The organism is Psychrobacter sp. CoH-33_TS_01, assembly GCF_058189395.1.
This window is the reverse complement of the sequence record NZ_JBVGQI010000001.1, coordinates 32501-53303: the sequence shown is the minus strand read 5'-3', so window position 1 is coordinate 53303 and position 20803 is coordinate 32501. Positions and strand designations below refer to the sequence as shown.

General features: G+C 47.0%; 13 protein-coding genes. 4 read left to right on the top strand and 9 right to left on the bottom strand.

Annotated elements, in window-relative coordinates:
* Positions 1 to 18: 18 nt before the first annotated feature.
* From nuoG to rplU, 9 genes are all read right to left on the bottom strand, one after another.
* Entirely contained in the window at positions 19 to 3081 is a 3063-nt protein-coding gene (gene nuoG / locus ACZ2XM_RS00200; RefSeq protein WP_490588161.1) for an NADH-quinone oxidoreductase subunit NuoG, read from the bottom strand.
* 10 nt (positions 3082 to 3091) lie between these two features.
* Positions 3092 to 4528 carry an NADH-quinone oxidoreductase subunit NuoF gene (gene nuoF, locus ACZ2XM_RS00195; RefSeq protein WP_490588162.1) on the bottom strand — a complete coding sequence of 479 codons (1437 nt, stop codon included), beginning with the start codon at positions 4526 to 4528 and terminating at the stop codon, positions 3092 to 3094.
* The gene (gene nuoE, locus ACZ2XM_RS00190; RefSeq protein ID WP_490588208.1) at positions 4525 to 5034 is read right to left on the bottom strand and encodes an NADH-quinone oxidoreductase subunit NuoE; all 510 of its coding nucleotides are present in this window, start codon (positions 5032 to 5034) and stop codon (positions 4525 to 4527) included. The genes nuoF and nuoE overlap by 4 nt, the downstream gene beginning before the upstream one ends.
* 140 nt (positions 5035 to 5174) lie before the next feature.
* Positions 5175 to 6950, bottom strand: a complete 1776-nt coding sequence (nuoC, locus tag ACZ2XM_RS00185; RefSeq protein WP_490588163.1) for an NADH-quinone oxidoreductase subunit C/D — start codon at positions 6948 to 6950, stop codon at positions 5175 to 5177.
* A 246-nt stretch (positions 6951 to 7196) separates the two neighbouring features.
* Positions 7197 to 7865 (bottom strand): NuoB/complex I 20 kDa subunit family protein, encoded by a 669-nt coding sequence (locus ACZ2XM_RS00180; protein WP_490588164.1) that lies wholly within the window; start codon positions 7863 to 7865, stop codon positions 7197 to 7199.
* Positions 7866 to 7971: 106 nt separating this feature from the next.
* Positions 7972 to 8613, bottom strand: coding sequence for an NADH-quinone oxidoreductase subunit A (gene ndhC / locus ACZ2XM_RS00175; protein WP_490588165.1), 642 nt, complete (start codon positions 8611 to 8613; stop codon positions 7972 to 7974).
* 741 nt (positions 8614 to 9354) lie between these two features.
* Positions 9355 to 10050 carry an outer membrane lipoprotein periplasmic chaperone LolA gene (gene lolA / locus ACZ2XM_RS00170; protein WP_490588166.1) on the bottom strand — a complete coding sequence of 232 codons (696 nt, stop codon included), beginning with the start codon at positions 10048 to 10050 and terminating at the stop codon, positions 9355 to 9357.
* Positions 10051 to 10622: 572 nt separating this feature from the next.
* Positions 10623 to 10880, bottom strand: coding sequence for a 50S ribosomal protein L27 (gene rpmA / locus ACZ2XM_RS00165; protein ID WP_490588167.1), 258 nt, complete (start codon positions 10878 to 10880; stop codon positions 10623 to 10625).
* Between the two features lie 141 nt (positions 10881 to 11021).
* Entirely contained in the window at positions 11022 to 11333 is a 312-nt protein-coding gene (gene rplU, locus ACZ2XM_RS00160; RefSeq protein WP_490588168.1) for a 50S ribosomal protein L21, read from the bottom strand.
* Positions 11334 to 12054: 721 nt separating this feature from the next.
* Between rplU and ACZ2XM_RS00155 the strand changes: the two genes are divergently transcribed.
* The 4 genes from ACZ2XM_RS00155 to ACZ2XM_RS00140 all read left to right on the top strand — a co-directional run bounded on the left by ACZ2XM_RS00155 (position 12055) and on the right by ACZ2XM_RS00140 (position 20674).
* Positions 12055 to 13056, top strand: coding sequence for a polyprenyl synthetase family protein (locus ACZ2XM_RS00155; RefSeq protein WP_490588169.1), 1002 nt, complete (start codon positions 12055 to 12057; stop codon positions 13054 to 13056).
* A 1094-nt stretch (positions 13057 to 14150) separates the two neighbouring features.
* Positions 14151 to 15581, top strand: a complete 1431-nt coding sequence (locus ACZ2XM_RS00150; protein WP_490588170.1) for an efflux RND transporter periplasmic adaptor subunit — start codon at positions 14151 to 14153, stop codon at positions 15579 to 15581.
* Positions 15582 to 15614: 33 nt separating this feature from the next.
* On the top strand, positions 15615 to 18857 hold the full coding sequence (locus ACZ2XM_RS00145; RefSeq protein WP_490588171.1) for an efflux RND transporter permease subunit: 3243 nt from the start codon (positions 15615 to 15617) through the stop codon (positions 18855 to 18857).
* On the top strand, positions 18854 to 20674 hold the full coding sequence (locus ACZ2XM_RS00140; protein WP_490588172.1) for an efflux transporter outer membrane subunit: 1821 nt from the start codon (positions 18854 to 18856) through the stop codon (positions 20672 to 20674). Before ACZ2XM_RS00145 ends, ACZ2XM_RS00140 begins: the two co-directional genes overlap by 4 nt.
* Positions 20675 to 20803: the final 129 nt, after the last annotated feature.

The window sequence follows — 20803 nt, the reverse complement described above, 5'->3', positions numbered from 1 at the left end:
ACGAGTCACTTGCATATATTATACCTCCTGCGCGCTGATGGCATCAGGGCCGCCATCACTATTGCGACCAGGACTGAATAGGTCGTCTGTCATCAAAACTCCGGCTTTGGGCGGCGGCGTAGCAATCTTGCGAGCGGAAGCTGGCATACCAGGATGCAAGATAGTCACTTGTCCAGCAGGATAGCCAATACAGCCTTCCGCTAAATAAGGCACTACCATTACCGGCAAGCTGATTTGCTGGCCATCGGTATCAATCTGTAAATACTCGCCGTCTAAAATGGACCAAGCTGCAGCATCGTCAGCACCCACATACCAAGCAGGCTCTGGTAATTGTGCCGCAACGATAGGGCTTCTAGAGGCCATAGGTGAGCTGGCAAAAATATTATAAATAGGCACGAGTTTAGCTTGGCCACTGTTTAAATCAGTACTCAACGTCTGTGCTACAGCAGGTGCAATATACTGGCGTGCTGGCAAACGAGTGATGCTATCAAAGATACGGATACCAGGATCACCATTTTTCAGTTGACCGCCGACTTTATCCTGCAACTTGTTCCACGCTTGTGGCGAGTTCCAACCTGGCGATTGCGCAAAAGGAATCATCGAGCTTGGCGTTTTATCCCCAGTGTAGCCTTCCATTGAGAAGGTCAATGCAGTATCCAAATCTTTGGGCTGCATGGGCTCATGGACTGAAATATTGGCGCGCATAGCAGTACGACCAGAATAACGACGCGGCTCACGAGCAATTTTTAGCCCGCTAATACGGTGGTCGGCACTCGGCGCTGCGGCTTTGATAGCGGCTAATTTTGGATGGGTCGCCACTAAAGCGTTAATCACATCATCCAATTGCGTCCAATCAATCTCGCTGCCTTCTAATGTACTGTGGACGGCACGCAACCAACGCCAGCCTTCTTTAATGCAGCTGAGCGGATGATAGTAATTGGTATCATAGACTTGGAAGAAACGCTGCGCACGGCCTTCGGCAGAGATTAAAGTACCATCGGCTTCAGCAAAGCTAGCCGCTGGTAAGACGATATCCACATAACGATGCCAATCTAACAACTGATGGTCTAACGCAATAACGGTTTTATCGTTCAGCAACTGCGCCAACTTTTCAACGCCTAGAGCATCTGTTAACTGGTTTTCAGCGACGATAAGTACGTCAAACTCTTGCGCTAAGATTTCTTCAACCGACTTGCCACCTAGCAAGGCAACGCCCATGCTGTTGGCATCCGGTACGGTTAGATAGATACCCGCTTGCGCTGAATAAGCTGTGTTTTCTTCTCTTAATTCTAACGGCTCAGCAGGCTCACGCTCAACATCATCCTGCGCATCTTTTTTCGCTGCAGATTCATTATGCGCTGGTTTGGCTGCTAGCTCTTGATCTTCTTCAGGTTGATCCGTCTGCTGTGCCTGAACTTTGGCATTGTGAGCAGCAATTTCTTCGCGTTCAATATCTTTAATCGCATTACGTTTGCTGGTTAATGCTTGAGTAATCTGTGCCGCTGCTTCGATAACCGATAGCGAAGATAAGCTGGTACCAGACACGACCAAAGGCTTATTAGCTAGCATTAAATCTTGTGCGATTTGCTGTGCCAATTGCTGCATAGGGTCAGTCGCATCATTAGTTTCAGCTTGCTCTACTGACTGCTCAATCTGTGCTAAATTATTTGGTAGACCATCAATCGCAGTAGCGACCGCATACCCAAGAGTTACGATATCTTCAGGGGTAGCGACACAACTCACTTTGCTAATATCTTCTAACTTAGTCTGACCCACATCAACCACATAGACGGGGCTGTATTCTTTTTGGCCAATACGTTGTACGGGCTCAGCAAGCCACTCTTGGGTTTGCAATGCCGCTGCCATTTTCACAGCTTTATTTTTCGCCGCTTGACGCACAGAGAGCGCAACACGAGATGAAGTTTGGGTAATGTCTTCACCCAAAATTAACACCGCATCATGGCTTTCGATATCGTCTAGGCTTGGGTTATAAAACCCTTCGGTAGACAATACTTCGATGGTTTTATTGACCAAAGCTTGTTGCTGATGGTTCAGACCGGTAGAGAAGTTATCAAAGCCGACCATAGATTTAAGCGCAAAGTTGGTCTCAAGGCTGGCACGGGGTGAGCCGATACCGATTAGCTTTTTGCCTTTAATACGTTTGGCGGTTTCTTCTAGCGCATAATCGAGGTTAATCTTAACGTGTTTGTCATTGATACGCTCGAGCGCCTGCATAGGACGGTCTTCACGGTTGACATAGCCATAACCAAAACGGCCACGGTCGCATAAGAAATAGCCGTTTACCTCACCGTTATAGCGGTTTTCAATACGGCGCAATTCGCCATAGCGCTCACCTGGTGAAATGTTACAACCGGCAGAGCAGCCATGACAGATGCTAGGGGCATACTGCATATCCCACTTACGGTTATAACGCTCAGAGTGGGTCTTATCCGTAAAGACGCCGGTTGGGCAGACTTCCGTTAAGTTACCTGAGAATTCGCTTTCAAACTGACCATCGGTATCACGACCGAAGTAAACGCGGTTATTTGAGCCATAAACGCCCAAATCTTCGCCACCGGCATAGTCTTTATAGAAACGCACACAACGATAGCAAGCGATACAGCGGTTCATCTCATGCGAGATAAACGGACCGAGGTACTGGTTATGGTGGGTACGTTTGGTAAAGCGATAACGGCGTTTGTTATGCCCCGACATATAAGTCATATCTTGCAAATGACAATGACCGCCCTCTTCACAAGTTGGGCAGTCATGGGGATGGTTGGTCATTAAGAATTCTACAATCGATTGGCGAAACTCTTTCGCTTCTTTTTCATCGACCGAGATATACATATCATCGCTTGGGGCGACCATACAAGACATGACTAAGCGACCTTTGCCGGCCTCGTAGTCTTCTTTATTGTTGTACTGTTTGACCGCGCACTGACGGCAAGAGCCGACTGAGCCTAAAGCGGGATGATAACAAAAATAAGGCACGTCGATGCCCAGCGACAAACAGGCTTGAAGCAAGTTGTCTGCGCCATCGACTTCGACGCTTTTGCCATCTATATGAATGACTGCCATGCCGCTCTCCTTATTTCAATACTTGGGTTTGGGCGGGATTATATTGCTGGGCGGCATCGATGACTTCGACCCCGACCGCACGCTCAATCTTTTCGTCAAACTCGTGACGGAAGTATTTTAGCGCGCTCATCAGCGGCTCCATCGCCCCAGGAGCGTGGGCACAGAAAGTTTTGCCCAACCATAAGTCACGGGTCAAGCCTTCTAACTTCTCAACGTCGCCCAACTGGCCTTCCCCATCTTGGATAGCGGTCAACAGTTTGACGCCCCACGGTAAGCCATCACGGCAAGGCGTACAGAAACCGCAAGACTCGCGTTGGAAGAAAATCTCTAGGTTGCGCAGTAGCGGCACCATATCTTGCTGCTCATCGACGACCATAATCAGGCCTGTACCCATACGACTACCGGCTTTTTGAATAGGGTCAAAATCCATCGCGACATCTAAATGGTCTACCGTTAAAAAGTCAGTAGACGCGCCACCCGGTAACCAAGCTTTCAGCTTGAGACCGTCTTTCATGCCACCGGCGAAATCTTCAATAATTTCACGCGCGGTATAACCAAATGGCAATTCCCATAGACCCGGATCATTTACCAGTCCTGAGCAGCCAAAGATTTTAGTCCCTGGGGTGTCGCTATTGCCTTTCGCGTTCGGTAATGATTTATACCACTCGCTGCCATGCAACATGATCGCGGGCATATTATTCAAAGTTTCAACGTTGTTCACGACCGTAGGACGGCCCCAAGCGCCGGAGACTTGTGGGAATGGCGGTTTAGTACGTGGGTTAGCACGGCGGCCTTCTAAGCAGTTAATCAACGCGGTTTCTTCACCGCAGATATAACGGCCTGCCCCGGTATGCACGTGCAAATCAAAGCTAAAGTCTGAGCCTAAAATGTTGTCGCCCAATAGATTATGCTTACGCAACTCATCCAATGCGGCATTCAGGCGCTCAGCAGCTAAGATATACTCACCACGGATAAATATATAACCGGCGTTGGCATTAATCGCATAGGCAGAAATTAACATACCTTCAATTAATTGAAACGGTAGACGCTCCATCAACAAGCGGTCTTTAAAAGTACCTGGCTCCATCTCATCGGCATTACAGATAAGGTAGCGTGGTCCGCCATCTGGCGGTGTCATAAAGGTCCATTTCAGACCCGCTGGAAAACCTGCACCACCACGGCCTTTAACCACAGAGTCTTTAATAATGCCTAAAGTCTCTTTAGCAGACTTTTCTAAAGCTATCTTTAAGCCTTCGAAACCGCGTAGTGATTGATACGTTGCTAAATCTAAAATCGCATCATGGTGCGCCAAACGCCATGTTAAAGGATAGGTCTCACTGGTCGCTGTGGCCTTATCGCCAAAGATAGGAATGCGCTGGGCATTCAACTGGCTAGGAGCACGGCCTTGACTGCGTTGGGCTAATTGTTCGGTAAGCGTTAAACTCATGGGTATAACTCCAATAGCTGCGTTACCTCAGCCGGGGTGACCGGGCCGTAAGTGTCTTCGTCGATGAGGACCGCTGGGCCCTTATCGCAGTTGCCCAAGCAGCAAATGGGTAGGATTGTAAAGCGACCATCTGGGGTCGTCTGACCATAACTGATGCCCAACTGCTTTTGCAGCTCAGCACTCAACGCCTCATAACCGGTCAAATAACAAGCGACCGAGTCACAGATTAAAATGACATGACGGCCTACCGGTGAGCGATAGATACGGTTAAAGAAAGTCGCCACGCCTTCGACGTCCGTGACGGGCACATCGAGCATATTGGCAACGGCGTTTACCTGCGCATCATCGACCCAGCCATTGCGCTTTTGCACCACTTTTAGGGCATCTAGCGAGGCGGCACGCGCCTGCGGGTAGTGATGTATAAACTCGTGAATCGCTGTGATTTCCTCAGCGGTCAAGATACTTTGGATATCTACCTTAGGCGCTTTGTCAGAAACAATCTTAATCATGGCTCTCTCTTTACTAGCAGCTTTACTTACGGGCGTGGCCTATATTGGCTGTGCTGGTAATTATGGAAATCTATAAGTCGTTTTTTTAATGAATAGCTAGGTAAGTATCCTAGCTATTATCTCTACAGAAACCGCCATTAGCGGTCCGTATCCGCCATAACAATATCGATAGACGCCAGATAGATAATGGCATCCGATACCAATGAGCCGTTAATCACCGAAGGCATCTGCTGCAAATGTGCAAATGTCGGGGTACGGATACGGGTACGATAACTCATGGTAGAGCGGTCAGAAGTCAAATAGTAGCTGTTAATGCCTTTGGTCGCCTCTACCATCATCGACGCTTCACCAGCCGGCATGACCGGACCCCAAGATACCGAAATAAAGTGGTTAATCAAGGTTTCGATGTCATTTAAGGTGCGGTCTTTTGGTGGCGGTACGGCCAACGGATGGTCCGCTTTATACGGGCCTTGCGGCATATTGTCGAGACACTGACGGATGATACGTAGCGACTGACGAATCTCTTCAATCTTAATCATACAGCGGTCATAAGCATCACCATTGTGCATGACTGGGATTTCGAAATCGTAGTTTTCATAGCCCATATAGGGACGGGCTTTACGTAAGTCAAAGTCAACGCCAGTAGCGCGTAAACCGGCACCAGTAACGCCCCAAGCTAGTGCTTGTTTGGCATCATACTGCGCAACGTTTTGCGTACGACCTTGGAGCACACTGTTTTTCATAGCGGCTTTGACGTATTCATCGAGACGTTTCGGCATCCAATCAAGGAACTCACGCACTAGCTTATGCCAGCCGCGTGGTAAATCGTGGGCAGTACCGCCAATACGGAACCAAGCCGGGTGCATACGATAGCCGGTGACAGCCTCGATTACATCGTAGGCTTTTTGGCGATCGGTAAACATATAGAAGACCGGCGTCATACCACCAGCATCCTGAATGAAAGTACCGAAGTACAGCAAGTTATTGGTAATACGGAAGAATTCGCTCATCATCACGCGGATACATTGAGCACGCTCAGGCACAGTAATGCCGGCCATTTGCTCAACGGCCATCACATACGGCAGCTCATTCATCACGCCGCCGAGGTAATCAATACGGTCGGTGTAAGGAATGTAAGAGTGCCAAGTCTGGCGCTCAGCCATCTTCTCAGCACCGCGATGGTGATAGCCAATATCAGGGATACAGTCGATGATTTCTTCACCATCGAGCTGGAGGACTAAACGGAACGCACCGTGAGCAGAGGGATGGTTCGGACCGATGTTCAAGAACATAAAGTCTTCATCACGACCTGAGCGCTTCATGCCCCACTCTTCAGGGACAAAACGTAAGTTTTCTTGCTCAAACTGTTGCTTAGCCGCGTTAAGGAAATACGGGCTAAATTCCGTCGCACGCGCATGATACTCTTTGCGCAGGGGATGACCTTCCCAGTATTTTGGCAAAAGAATACGGGTTAAATGCGGATGACCATCAAAGGTGATGCCGAACATATCCCAGACTTCGCGCTCATACCAGTTGGCATTCGGCCAGATATTGGTCGCCGTCGGTACCGACAAGCTGTCTTCACTAAGCGCGACTTTGACCCGGATATCACTGTTGCGTTCAAGCGACATCAAATGATAAAACACCGTAAAGTCACTGTCTGGCAAGCCATCGCGGTGCTGTCTTAGACGCTCATCGATAGCGGACAGATCGAGCAGCATCACATAAGGCTTAGGCAATTTACGCAGATACAGCAAAATTTCTAATAAATCTTGACGGGCAACCCAGACTGTAGGGATACCATCAAAGGTCGGCTGCTGCACAAATTTACCGGCAAAGCGGTGACCCAGCTCTTTGATAACTGCAGGAATCTTCGCTTGAGCGGGATCTTGATTTTCGACTACCGTGACCATGAATGGCTTCTTCCTTCATTAATCTTAACGACGGTATAACTGCTGCGTCGTTATTCACTTAGTGGCTTGATATCGCTTAGAAGAGTACGACGCCAAAGAGCGCCGCAATCCTTACTCAATATCTGCTGTCAAGACAGCTACAATGCTTCGAGCTTAGCTTTGAGCTTCTACCCTGCTACCAGAGCGCTATAAAGTCAGCCGCTAGACATAAGCTATATTGTTACTATGCTTAGATGCTATCTGAGCTTAGATGCTGTCTGGGCTGCGTAGGTTTTTCACTGCGATACGATCCGCTTGTTTGCGATCACGCTCAGGCAACATTTGTGGCTGATAAATACCTTGGTCATTCACATGAATACCCAAAGGACGACGCTCTTTGGTTATAGATTCTTGTAGTAGCATTAACCCTTGAATCAGCGCTTCTGGGCGTGGTGGGCAACCTGGCACGTAAACGTCAACAGGAATGATTTTATCGACACCCTGTACGACCGAATAGATGTCATACATGCCGCCTGAGTTGGCACATGAGCCCATAGAGATTACCCATTTTGGCTCAAGCATTTGCTCGTATAGACGCTGAATCACCGGGGCCATTTTAATAAAGCAAGTACCCGCTACAATCATGACGTCGGCCTGACGCGGCGAAGCACGAATAACTTCTGCCCCAAAACGGGATAAATCGTGCACAGCTGTCAGCGTGGTCGCATATTCGACATAACAGCACGAGGTACCAAAGTTAAAAGGCCATAAGGAATGCTTGCGACCCCAGTTGGCTGAAGCATGCACCATATCTTCTAGCTTGCCCATAAAGACGTTTTTATTGACTTCGTCTTCGATTGGGTCGTTTACCGTCTGGCGGGTCTGCGCAGGATAAGCTTCGGCATCTGGGTTTGCTTTGGTCAACGTATATTTCATGACAGGCTACCTTTAAGTTGAGTGCAGAGCTGAGCTCTGAATAAGTGACGAGCCATACCCGCCGCTTATCATCGAATCATTGCAGCAATAACAGCTGCCTATAACATTAAGCTGGGTCGCGTTTGCTACGATCCACTTTGGGTGCCACAGGCGCACTCGCAAAATCCACCGAAGTCACATGACCGGTGGTATTGATATGATCGATATTTCTTAGATGTTTGCGGTTGGCCTCAATGTCATTAGAGACGTTGATTTGACCAGAAGATTGGGCAGGAACTTTACCGGTAGGGTCCACGCGGAGCTCATCAATACCATCGAATTTGGTAATGTCAGCGAGGTTAAACCCAGCAGGGGCTGCGGTTAGACGGGCTTTTTTGCGGAGCTTGTCGACAGGCGCCCAGTCTAAGGCCCCCAGACTTAAGGCGTAATACAGCCCTATTAATAAATCCACGACAAAGACGGTGGCGACGATAAAGCCGGCCCAACCGGTCTCACGGACGGAGACGGCATAAGCATAAAGGTATAGGGCTTCAAGGTCGAAAATGACGAAGAAAATCGCTACCAAGTAGAATTTGGCAGACATGCGAACTCGGGCTGTGCCCGCTCCGACCACACCCGATTCAAAAACTTCTTCTTTTTCTAAACCTTGAGAGCGCCCGCCTAATAAGCGAGGCACCGTAAGCATAAAGACAACTAAAGCGACGGCGGCTAATAAAAAAGCAAGCGCTGACCAATTAAAGGCAGACATATCGATATGTGCTCCTCACCCAAGCTTTGGGTGTCTCTCACGGTGCAAGGAATAGTCAATACCAGTTAAGCGTCGTCGATATCATAATAGCAAACTATCAGCAATGACATTGCCGACTCGCTGCTGCCTTATGCGGTCATAATTAGAATAAAAGAATATAGGCGTACTAATAAATAACTGTCAGAGCCAAAGGTATCGCTACTAGATAGAAAACTAGCAGGGTGGTCGCCGACAATAGCGCTGGTCATCTTCTCTTCCCAATTAATACCGTTTCTAGCTCGCTATAAGAATACGCTATTTTAGCGTAATAGGTCTCTTACAGGGAGATTATGCTCACTGTTGTCGAGTAGTTACTCGCACATTGTGAGGGTCTGCTAGTAGGCTAAAATAATCGGAGTGATAACTGGCATAAATTGACTGACTACTATACGCATTTTGCCGCTTAAATGCCAGTTTTTAACTGAATTAGCCGGTCACTATCTGGGCTGCCCTAGCACACAAAACTTTGATAACTGGCTGGATAACTGGTATTAAATTTATCGCGGTATTTTATACCCTTATCAGTAAATTTACCTTTTTTTGATACCCTTTAAATACAAAAAACCTGAGACTAAGCTCAGGCTTTTGCTGGTGCACATCTGCTATGTTTACGTAGAACCTGCTAGGGCATTCGTTATAACTTTGCAGTGGTGGTCTAGTAGTCAGGTTAGCAATAGCTATCCAGACTTATTGATTCAAGACCTATTGATTAATGATATCCACACCTTTTGGTGGGCTGAATTTAAACTGGCTGGCATTAATAGTTGGGTTCAATTTGATGTTGCTAAACTTAATAGACGTCGTTTGGCCTAGCGAATCATTCAATACCATCATTACCGGTTTGCCGCCACTAAAGCTCATTGATAAGCTTTTGAAGCTAGCGTTGTCTGATTTTGGATACAGCACATAGTAGTTTTTATTATCATATGGCTGAGTAATTTTGAAGTTTTTATCAATCTTACTCGGATCACCCGATAATAGTAGCGCTGGGGTATTGCCCACTTGGCTGTCTACATTTTGCTTAGTGGCTTGCTCAAGGTCTTTGTCATAAATCCAAAGCGAGCTGCCATTAGCGACGATTAGCTGCTCTGAAGGTGATTTAGTTTCCCAACGAAAGTTATTAGGACGCTGAACACTCATGGTGCCTGAAAAAGTACCGTTGCCTGAGCTTAATTGACCTGAGCTCGCGCCTTTGGTGGTTTGGCTAAAGTTAGCACTCATGCTTTTGGTATTGGTTAACAGCTTATTTAAACGTTTAGCAGCGGTTAGATTGTCTGCAGCTTTTGCGGAAGCGGTTTGCGTCATAGCTACCATAGGTACAGCGACGCTCATCGAAGTGACCAGAGTACCGATTAAAGCGCTGCGAATCATACCTTTCTTAATAGATAAACCTTTCATATAAATTCCTCTTATTTTATCGAATTACAAATTTTCAATTTTTTAGTTTATAGCTTTACTGTTTATGATAGAGAGTTATTCTAGAAACTTGTTCTAGAAACTTATTCTAGAGGTTTAGTCTAGAGACCTGTTTATATAGCCCCTCTATCAACGTTGAAAACAGTGTGACAGTTTTTTTATTACCTGCCTAGTCGATAATTGCAATGAACCCTACTGGGTCAATACTGGCTTGTAACGTGGCATTTATTGCGTAACGGGCAGTAGTCAACGCGCCGTTAAGGCTAATTACTGTGTCTAGCCAATACCCTTTCCTAACCTCGGGCTTACCGTCTTTCTCATCACCTTTCTCATAAGTTAAATAGCCGCTAAAATTACCTTTAGTGCCCCTAAACCCTAGGCGAATAAATTGAGTCTTTGGTAGATTCCTAACCCAAAAAACAGCTAATAAAAAACCCCACTGCCCGAGGGACAATGGGGTCTATATTAACGGCTATCGCACTACTGGTTTTACAACGCAACAGTGACTGACAGAACAGCCGTTAATGCGTTAGCAGCTGTGTGCTAACTTACGCTTATGCGCTCTCTACCATAACGTAGCGACGGTTAAATTTACCTTTAGTAGCAAACTTAACAGTACCGTCGTTTAGAGCGAATAAAGTATGGTCACGACCCATACCAACACCAGCGCCAGCGTGGAATTCAGTACCACGTTGACGAACGATGATGTTACCAGCGACTACATCTTGGCCGCCAAAAATCTTAACACCAAGCATTTTTGGGTTTGAATCACGACCGTTACGGCTTGAACCTGCGGCTTTTTTATGTGCCATGAGAAAATCTCCTTGTTAATTTATCGCGATTGCGACTGCTATTGCGATATAGATATTGAATCAAATTCTATTGCGGGGGTCTTGATGATAAAGGTAAACACTAAGCCTACCTTATCAGACTTCTCGCAACATTATGCCTAATTAAGCATTAATGGCTTTGATTCTTAACAAGGTGTACCACTGGCGGTGACCTTGCTCTTTATGATAATGCTTACGACGCTTGTGCTTAACGATGCGAATTTTTTCGCCACGGCCATGATCAACGACTTCAGCTTCTACACTGGCGCCATCAACAATAGGCTGACCGATTTTAACGTTATCGCCATCGACAACCATTAAAACGTCTTCAATTTTAATCGTCTCGCCTTTCTCTACTTTTAGTAATTCTACTTTAAGTAGCTCGTCAGTGCTTACACGGTGTTGCTTACCACCACTTTTGATTACTGCGTACATTGTCAGACTCCGTTTAACCCGTGTGCCGTGGCTGCCATAATGACAACGCTTCTACGACGAACACGACAGGGAAAAATTAAAGGCAAAATTTTACGTTATTCTCTGCTAAATTGCAAGTAGAGAATACGCGGACTGCTGGCCTAATTATCCATCAAAAACTATCACAATGGACCTAGTGGTAATTATTAATAGCTTAAGACTAAGGTTAATTGGCTTAGCGGGATTATTGTAGCGATTTTCCAACCCTTTGCCTATCTATTCTCTTATTAACTAGGCTATTAGTCCTATCTCTGTTATGCACTCATAGCATAGTGACAAAGCTGATGCTGAACTGCGGCTAAAATCACCTTGCTAAGCTTTTATACTTGTTATCTTGCTTATTTATTGTCAAAATCCCTGCTAGCTATAATGGCATGGCTGCTAATGAATGCAGGGCGTGCTATTGGTGAGCCAGTTTATTAGCCAGTTGATGAGCTTAACTATTAGCTCAGTTGCCATTCAGTAACCTGCATCTTTCTGCCTACTCTATATATTGGTATGATGCTTGCTGATTAACGATAGCAGGCTAAATTGCTAAATAATGCTTAGCCATACAGCATTTATGCTATTTAGTACCTTATTATTAGTTATTAGCCCCTTATGAATAAGCACATTATTAAGAGTTACCTAGGCAAGGTACCTTGCCCCTATAATGTCCTCTAAAACAATACAGTAGCCTTCCATGACCTCAATACTTTCTACCCCAATTTCTTATGCCGATATCCAAGCTATCGTCGCTGATGACTTTGCCATCATGGACGAGCAAGTATTTGGTAGCTTAAACTCTAAAGTAAAGCTGGTGATGAATGTCTCACAGCATGTCATCAATGCTGGTGGCAAACGTATGCGCCCATTGATTACCTTATTATGCTCGCGGATGCTAGAGGACAGCCCTTCTGAAGCGGCTATGCATCTGGCCGCTATCACAGAAATGCTGCATACCGCCACCTTAGTCCACGATGACGTGATCGATGAGTCGGGTATGCGCCGCGGTAAACCTACAGCCAATGCCACTTGGAATAATGCCACGGCAGTATTGGTTGGCGATTACCTTATTGCCCGCGCCTTTAACCTATTGGTCGGTTTTGGCAGCTTACCGTTACTTAAGCTGTTCTCAGATGGCACCTGCGATATTGCTGAGGGTGAAGTGTTGCAGCTACAGCATCAACATAACCCGCAAGCCACTGAAGACGACTACATGCGTATCATTGATGGCAAAACCTCACGCTTATTTATGATGGCGACTCAGGGTGCAGCTATCCTACGTGATAAAACCGAGTACTTGCCTGCCCTAGCCGACTTTGGCCAGCATTTTGGTAACGCGTTTCAGATTATCGATGATGTGCTCGACTATAGCGGTGATAGTGAAACCATGGGCAAAAACTTAGGCGACGATTTGGCCGAAGGCAAACCTACTCTACCTACTATTAAAGCCTTAGCCTTATTAAAGCATAGCGATGCAGCCAGTTTTGATAAGCTGCGTGTGGCTGTGCAAACGGGTAAGGTGGATGCTGCTGAAGAAATTATCGCCCTAGTACACAGCTCAGGTGCGCTAGATTATTGCCGTCAGCGGGCGTTGGATGAGACCAAACTGGCACAAGACGCCTTAGCCAAATTGCCGGACAACCATTATCGCGAAGGGCTATATCAATTAACCCAATTGGCCAGTGCCCGTTTAGTTTAGAGCACGGTTAGCTTAAGATATAGCTAGCTTAGAACCTTCATCAAAATAAAAAATTACTGTCACAATAAGTTGGTCTAATAGAAGGCCAACTTATTTCTTAATTCTTATTTCTCAATTACGATTTACGAATTGGCTTTTACTAATTGGCTTCACGCCTGTAGCCTGAACCCACCCCTATTCTCCTTAGTCTTCAATTCGTTAATAGCCTCCTAGCATTTTTCTAGCTTTACCGACCTTAATTAGTCTAGATAATCAGCTTGATTAGAAGCACTAAAAATAAGATTGCTAGCCCCCTTATTCTTACTATTATTAACAAGCCTATTGGCGCATTAATGATTAATATCTCTTAAACTTGCATAAGTTTGTCTTATAAAGCATTCTTTCCTTTACTATTTTATTATTAAGCAAAATAATGGTAAATTCTGCCTACACGCTCGCGTTAATCTATGAATATTTCTAGCCAAAGTTACGCAATGTCATCACAAAGGGTTATTTGTTGCTTGACTGTAGGGTATACCCCATAGTTTATAATGCCCAGCTGTTTGTGGACCTTATGCATCGCTAACCTTGCTAATAAGACTGCTTTTGTAACGGTTTTTAGGGTACATTTGCGACCCTAACCCTACTGTATATAAGCCTTAGGTTAAATAAGACCCTATAGCATTCGCAAGCGTGATTTTTATAGAACGTTGTTATCCCTTTATAGAAGACCTGCTATCAATCCAGTTATTTATATAAAAAAGCCGTTAACCCTATAGAAGCGCCTTTATTAAAGAGGACGCTATAGGATGCTGAGATTGAGTTTGGGATTGCGACGTTTAGATAGAGACGCCTAGATTAAGATGCCCAGACAACCCAGTACTACCGTATTTAGCACCAACCCAGCATTTAGCAAACTGATAGCATTTAACAAACTGACAATATTTACTTTTAAACTGCTCGTAACCCGTTAGGCATCATCCGTAGTGGTCACCATGCCGTTACCTACGACGCTTTATTTTAGCCATTTAAATCATACGCAGCGCTAGTTGGCACTCAGCTGGCTTATTGACAAAGTATGAGCAAATTAATTACTTAAATCGCCGAGGACTTGAATGAATCACCGTTATCTTGCGCTTATGATCGCAGCTACCTTATTTGGATCCGGAGTGCTACTCACCGGCTGTGATAAGAAAGATGAGTCAGCAGACGCCGCAGCTGCCCAGCAAATGCCCCCTGCCGTCGTCAATGTCATGCCTGTGACTTTTCAGACGGTGCCTCAGGTTCAGACTTTCTCTGGTCGTACCACCGCTTATCAGACGGCTGATGTCCGCCCTCAGGTGAATGGCATCATTGACGAAGTCCTATTCCGTGAAGGCTCTGAAGTCAAAAAAGGCCAGCCTTTATACCGTATCAATACCGACAACTATAACTCGTCGATTGAAGGCGGCAAAGCGACCGTTGAGCAAGCAAAAGCCAGCTTAATCACTGCGCAAGCCAACTATAACAACGCTGTGGCAGAATTAAACAGCCGCCAAGCGACGTTAGCGCAAGCACAATCGGATTTGAGCCGTCTTAAAGGCTTGGTAGAAATCAATGCTATTTCTGCTCAGCAATATGACCAAGCACAAACGGCTTATCGCACGGCCCAAGCTGCGGTACAGAGCGCACAAGCGTCTATCGCCCAATCGCAAGCCGGTATCGAAAGCGCAAAAGCTAATATTACTGCTGCGCAATCTGGCTTAAATGCTAGCCAATTGGATTTGAGCCGCACTATCGTACGTGCGCCTATCAGTGGCCGTACCGATCGCTCTGCAGTTACTGCAGGGGCTTTAGTGAGCGCCGGTCAAGCGACGCCACTAGTGACGATTTCACAGCTGAGCCCTATCTATGTCGATATCAGCCAGTCGTCCTCTGAGCTGCTAAAACTGCGTCAACAGTTGGCTAGCGGCAAGGCCCAAGCCGGTGGTAATTCTGTGGAGCTGGTCTTAGAAGATGGCTCAACGTATCCGGCTCGCGGTGAGCTAGCACTGGCTGAAGCCAAGGTTGATGAGTCAACAGGAGCCGTCACCTTACGCGCGCTCTTCCCTAACAATAGCAGCTTGCTCTTACCGGGCATGTATGTGACTGCGCGCTTGACGCAAAGTCTCATCAGCAATGCGGTTCTGTTGCCACAAAGTGCTATTACGCGTACGCCAAAAGGTGAGACGCAAGTTTATATCGTCGATGCGAACAATAAGATTCAAGTGCGTCCTGTGACCGTCAATGGCACTTATAACGGCAACTGGATCATTACCGATGGGTTAAAAGTAGACGAAAAAGTGGTCATTATTGGCGGCTCTAAAGTCAAACCAGATCAAGAAGTCGTGGCCAAGCCATTACCAGCGACTGAAGGTGCTGGCGCAGGCGGGCAAGCGCCTGCTGGCGGCGGTGCATCGGCTCAAGGGGCTAAACCCGCTCAAAGTGGCGCAGCTCCTAAGACGCCACAGCAAGCCGCTGATAAGCCTGCTGCTGACTCAAAAAAACCAGCCGCAGCGTCTAACTAACCCAACAGAAATAGCAGGACTTAGGGATTTACTATGTCACGTTTTTTTATCGATCGCCCTATTTTTGCTTGGGTACTCGCTATCCTGGTCATGCTGATAGGGATCATCTCGGTGATCAACCTACCGGTTGAGCAGTATCCGCGCATTGCACCACCAACCATTACGGTTAGTGCCAGCTACCCAGGTGCCAACGCTCAGACCGTCGAAAACTCGGTCGTGCAGATTATTGAGCAGCGCATGAAAGGCCTTGATGGCCTGATGTATATGTCGTCTTCGAGCTCGTCAAACGGTGGCGCTTCGGTCACCTTGACCTTTGAAAACGGTACCGATGGCGATACCGCGCAAGTACAAGTACAGAATAAATTGCAGGCTGCCATGAGCTCGCTGCCACAAGAAGTGCAGCGTCAGGGTGTTAACGTCAATAAGGCTTCTAGTAGCTTTTTGATGGTACAAGCCTTTATCTCAGAAGATGGCAGCATGGATCGGGCCGATATCGCCGATTACATCAACTCTAATGTCGTCGACCAGCTTAGCCGTGTCGAAGGCGTGGGTGATGTGCAGGTCTTTGGTTCGTCTTATGCCATGCGTATCTGGTTAGATCCAGAGCGTCTGCGCAGCTTTAATATGATGCCAAGCGACGTCGTTGAGTCTATCCGTGCGCAAAACGCACAGGTCTCAGCCGGTCAGCTCGGTCAGGCCCCAGCGGCGACTGATCAGCAAGTTATCAACGCGACGGTCACGCTACAAAGCTATCTAAAAACACCAGAAGAATTTAAAAATATTCTGTTAAAAACGGACGGTGCCGGTGCCCAAGTGCGCTTAGGCGACGTCGCTGATGTTGAGATTGGTAGTGAAAACTACAGCGTTATCTCGCTGTATAATGGTCAAGAAGCTGCCGGTTTAGGGATCTCTCTAGCGCCAGGCTCTAATGCCCTAGACACCCGCGAGCTCGTGGGTGAGCGTATGAGCCAACTGGAGAAAAACTTTCCCAAAGGTTTAGTCTCAGTCGTTCCATATGACACTACTCCTTTCGTGAAGCTGTCTATTGAGCAAGTTATCCATACGCTAATCGAAGCCATTGTTTTGGTCTTCATCGTCATGTTTATCTTCTTACAGAACTGGCGTGCTACGATTATTCCAACCCTAGCGGTACCTGTGGTATTGCTCGGTACTTTTGCCGTGCTCTATCTCGCCGGCTTCAGTGTCAACGTATTGACCATGTTTGCGCTAGTACTGTCCATTGGTCTGCTCGTCGATGATGCCATCGTCGTAGTAGAAAACGTGGAACGAATACTGGAAGAAAACCAAACTATTTCTATTAAAGATGCGGTCACCCAATCGATGGGTGAGATTAGTAAAATCGTTATTGGTATCGCGCTGATTCTATCAGCGGTATTCGTACCGATGGCCTTCTTCGGTGGCTCTACTGGGGTTATTTATCGTCAGTTTGCCATTACGCTAATTACCAGTATGGTGCTGTCAGCGCTCGTCGCTTTGATCTTTACTCCAGCCCTTTGTGTCACGCTCATGAAGCGTAGCAAAAGCCATGATAAAACCACTGAGCAAAAAGGCTTCTTTGGTTGGTTTAACCGTACCTTTACCCGTTTAAGCTTATCTTACGAGCGCTTTGTCGGTAATAGTATTCGTTTTAAATGGTTATATCTGTTGGCGTATGCTGCGATTATCGGCATTATGGCAGCGATTTTCTTACGTATTCCTAGCTCGTTCTTACCCGAAGAAGACCAAGGGATTATGTTTACCTTAGTCCAGCTACCAGCTGGGGCCACTCTAGATGAGACCCAAGCCGTATTGGACAAAGTCAGTAACTATTACGAGTCTCAAGAGCCTGATAATATTGCCTCTGTCTTTACCGTCGCTGGTTTTAGTTTTGCCGGTCAAGGGCAGAATATGGGTCTAGCGTTCGTGCGTTTGACCGATTGGGACAACCGTCCTGGTGAAGAAAATACCGCGCAGGCCGTCGCCGGTCGTGCTATGGGATACTTCTTTACTCAGCTTAATGAAGCGCAAGTCTTCGCTATCGTCCCCCCTGCTATTACGGAACTCGGTAATGCTAGTGGTTTCGATTTAATGTTGCAGGATGCCGGTAACGTCGGTCACGATGGCCTCTTGGAGGCGCGTAACCAGTTGTTAGGTATGGCGGCGCAAAATGAGCAAGTGGCCGGAGTACGTCCAAACGGTCAGGAAGATGCTCCGCAGCTAAAAGTGAATATTAATCAAGAACAGGCCGCAGCTTATGGTTTGCCTATCTCTGCTATTAATGGCGTCATCTCAACCGCTTGGGGGTCGTCTTACGTCAATGACTTCGTCGACCGTGGCCGTATTAAACGCGTCTTCGTCCAGGGTACTCCTGAGAGCCGTACCAATCCGAGTGATATTGGCAAATGGTATGTGCGTAACAATATCGGCGACATGATTTCTTTCGATGCTTTCTCAAGTAGCGAATGGCAGTCAGGTTCACCGCGCTTAACGCGTTATAACAGCTTACCGTCAATGAACGTTCAAGGTAGTGCGGCTCCTGGTCTAAGTACTGGTGAGGCTATGAATGCTATGAGTGCGATGATTGATAAGTTGCCAGAAGGCATTACTTACGAGTGGACGGGTATGTCGCTTGAGGAGCAAAAATCTGGGGCACAAGCGCCGATGTTGTACGCGCTATCTATCCTAGTCGTCTTCTTATGTCTAGCAGCCCTATACGAAAGTTGGTCTATCCCCTTCTCAGTGCTACTGGTTATCCCACTAGGGGTAATTGGTGCGGCTATCTTTACGATGTTACGAGGCTTCTCAAATGACGTTTATTTGCAGGTTGGCCTCCTGACCGTCGTAGGTCTGTCCGCCAAAAACGCAATTTTGATTATCGAATTTGCGAAGGAACACCAAGAGGAAGGCTACAGTCTTAAAGAGTCGGTCATGTTGGCTGCGCGGCAACGTCTGCGTCCGATTATCATGACCTCGCTAGCGTTTGGTATTGGTGTTGTGCCGCTATTTATGGCCACAGGTGCAGGCTCTGGTAGCCAAAACGCTATCGGTACTAGCGTACTCGGTGGTGTTGTCAGCGCGACCTTCCTAGGTATTTTCTTTATCCCTATGTTCTATGTTTGGGTCCGCAGTATGTTCCCTATTAAGAATGGTAACGATAAGGGTGGTCCAAGCGATTCTGATGGAGGCCCTTTAGTAAAAGGTGATACCATAGATCAGACTTATACAGTACCCCCTGCAGGGCAGCATCCTGTTAGCTTCGGAGATAACACACAATGAGTTTTAGTTTTAAATTTGCCAAGCCGCTTCCTACCCTGACCTTTGCTCGTATTTTGCCTGCGGGCAAAGTACTGAGCCGTCAGACTATGCAGCGCTATGGGGGCAGAGTTTTAGCTTTATCCGCACTGACACTCAGTATGGCTGCCTGCCAAACTATTCCAAAGCTAGACACGCAGCCAGTATTAGCGCAGCCTAATGTGCCTATCGAAGGGGCTTATCTGACCCGCGATGGCAATACTATCAGCTCAGCGCAAGCGCCCAGTATTGCTGCTGCACGCTGGCAGGACTACTATAGCGACCCGCAGCTTAAGTCATTGATTGCTATTGGTCTGAAGAATAACAAAGACTTAGAAAGTGCCGCACTGGCAATTAAAAAGGCCCGGGCGCAGTATCAAATCAGCGATATTCAGGACTTGCCTACCGCTAATGGTAGCGCCGGTTATGAGCGCTCTGCTAGTAATGGTGTCGATAAGAACTCTCGTGGTGGCTATAGCGTCAGCTTGGGTATGGCAAACTACGAATTGGACTTTTGGGGTAAGATTTCTAGCCTCAAAGAACAAGCGCTACAAAACTATCTGTCCACCTCAGCGGCGAAAGACTCAGCGCAGATTAGCTTGATTAGTAATATCGCGCAAAGCTATGCCAATCTAAGCTATGCCAAGGCGCAGTTGCAATTGGCCGAAGCCACAGTAAAAAGCCGTGAAGAGTCGCTATTTATTGCACAAAAACGCTTTGAGGCGGGTATCGACCCTAAACTGCCTTACTTACAAGCCGATGCTTCGCTAGAGAATGCAAAACTTGCCGTATTCCGCGCGCAAAAGAGTATCGATACGGCGATGAATGCGTTGCAGTTCTTACTAGGTGCTCCGGTACCGCAGCAATTGATTCCGCAGTCTGCAGTATCGAATATCACCAATATTCAAAGTGCGTTTAATGCCGGTCTACCTAGTGAGTTGTTGCGCTATCGTCCAGACATCTTACAAGCGGAATATGCCCTAAAAGCTGCGGGTGCCAATATCGATGTGGCCCGTGCCAACTACTTCCCTTCTATCAGCTTAGCAGGTCGTGTGGGTGTCTCTAGCGGTGATCTTGACGGTCTGTTCAAAAGTGGCGCGGTAGGCTGGTCATTTGGCCCCTCTGTCAGCGTGCCTATCTTTGACGCTGGCCAGCTGGATGCCAACTATGAAGTCGCAAAAATTGAGCAAGAACAATCGCTCAATCGCTATGAAAAGTCTATCCAGACCGCCTTTAAAGAAGTGTCTGACGTATTGGCTAATCGCGCAACTTTAGACCAACAATTGGCCTCACAGTACAAGCTACAAGATAACTTTAAGCAGACCTATGTCATTGCCGAAGCGCGCTTTAAAGCGGGTCTGTCTAACTACTTAGACGTACTCGATGCCCAACGCTCAATGTTCACTGCTCAGCAGAATATCTTGGACTTAGAGCTGGCAAAAGTGGTCAGTCAGGTTGAGCTTTATCAAGTGCTTGGTGGCGGTGCTAACCTAGTTGAAGGTACGGTTATCCCAGTATCGCAGCACAGTAACTTGGTCGATATCGTGAATGTTCCTGCGCGTACTGCTAAAGCTAAAGCGGCTAGTGCTGTCGCAGCAGCCAGCTCTGCTCGAGTGGCTAGCCAGCCAGAAGCGGTAGCGATTACCCAAGAAGAACCTGTCACAGTTACCGGCTTTAAACCGACGCAAGTGGTCGATTTAAATAACGATGGTAACGCTGATGCAGCGGTAGGTATCTACGCTGATGATGTGCCGGTTGAGCAAATCCCAGTCGCTGATCGTCCTGCGGTAGCCCAGCCTTAACTCGCTACTGAGTAAAGACGCTGACCGTAAAAGACAAATCCCGCTATCAAGCAAACTTGGTAGCGGGATTTTTTATGGCTTTAGGCTTATTTCTGATCTATCAGACTGCTCTACTTTTCAACAACGGTA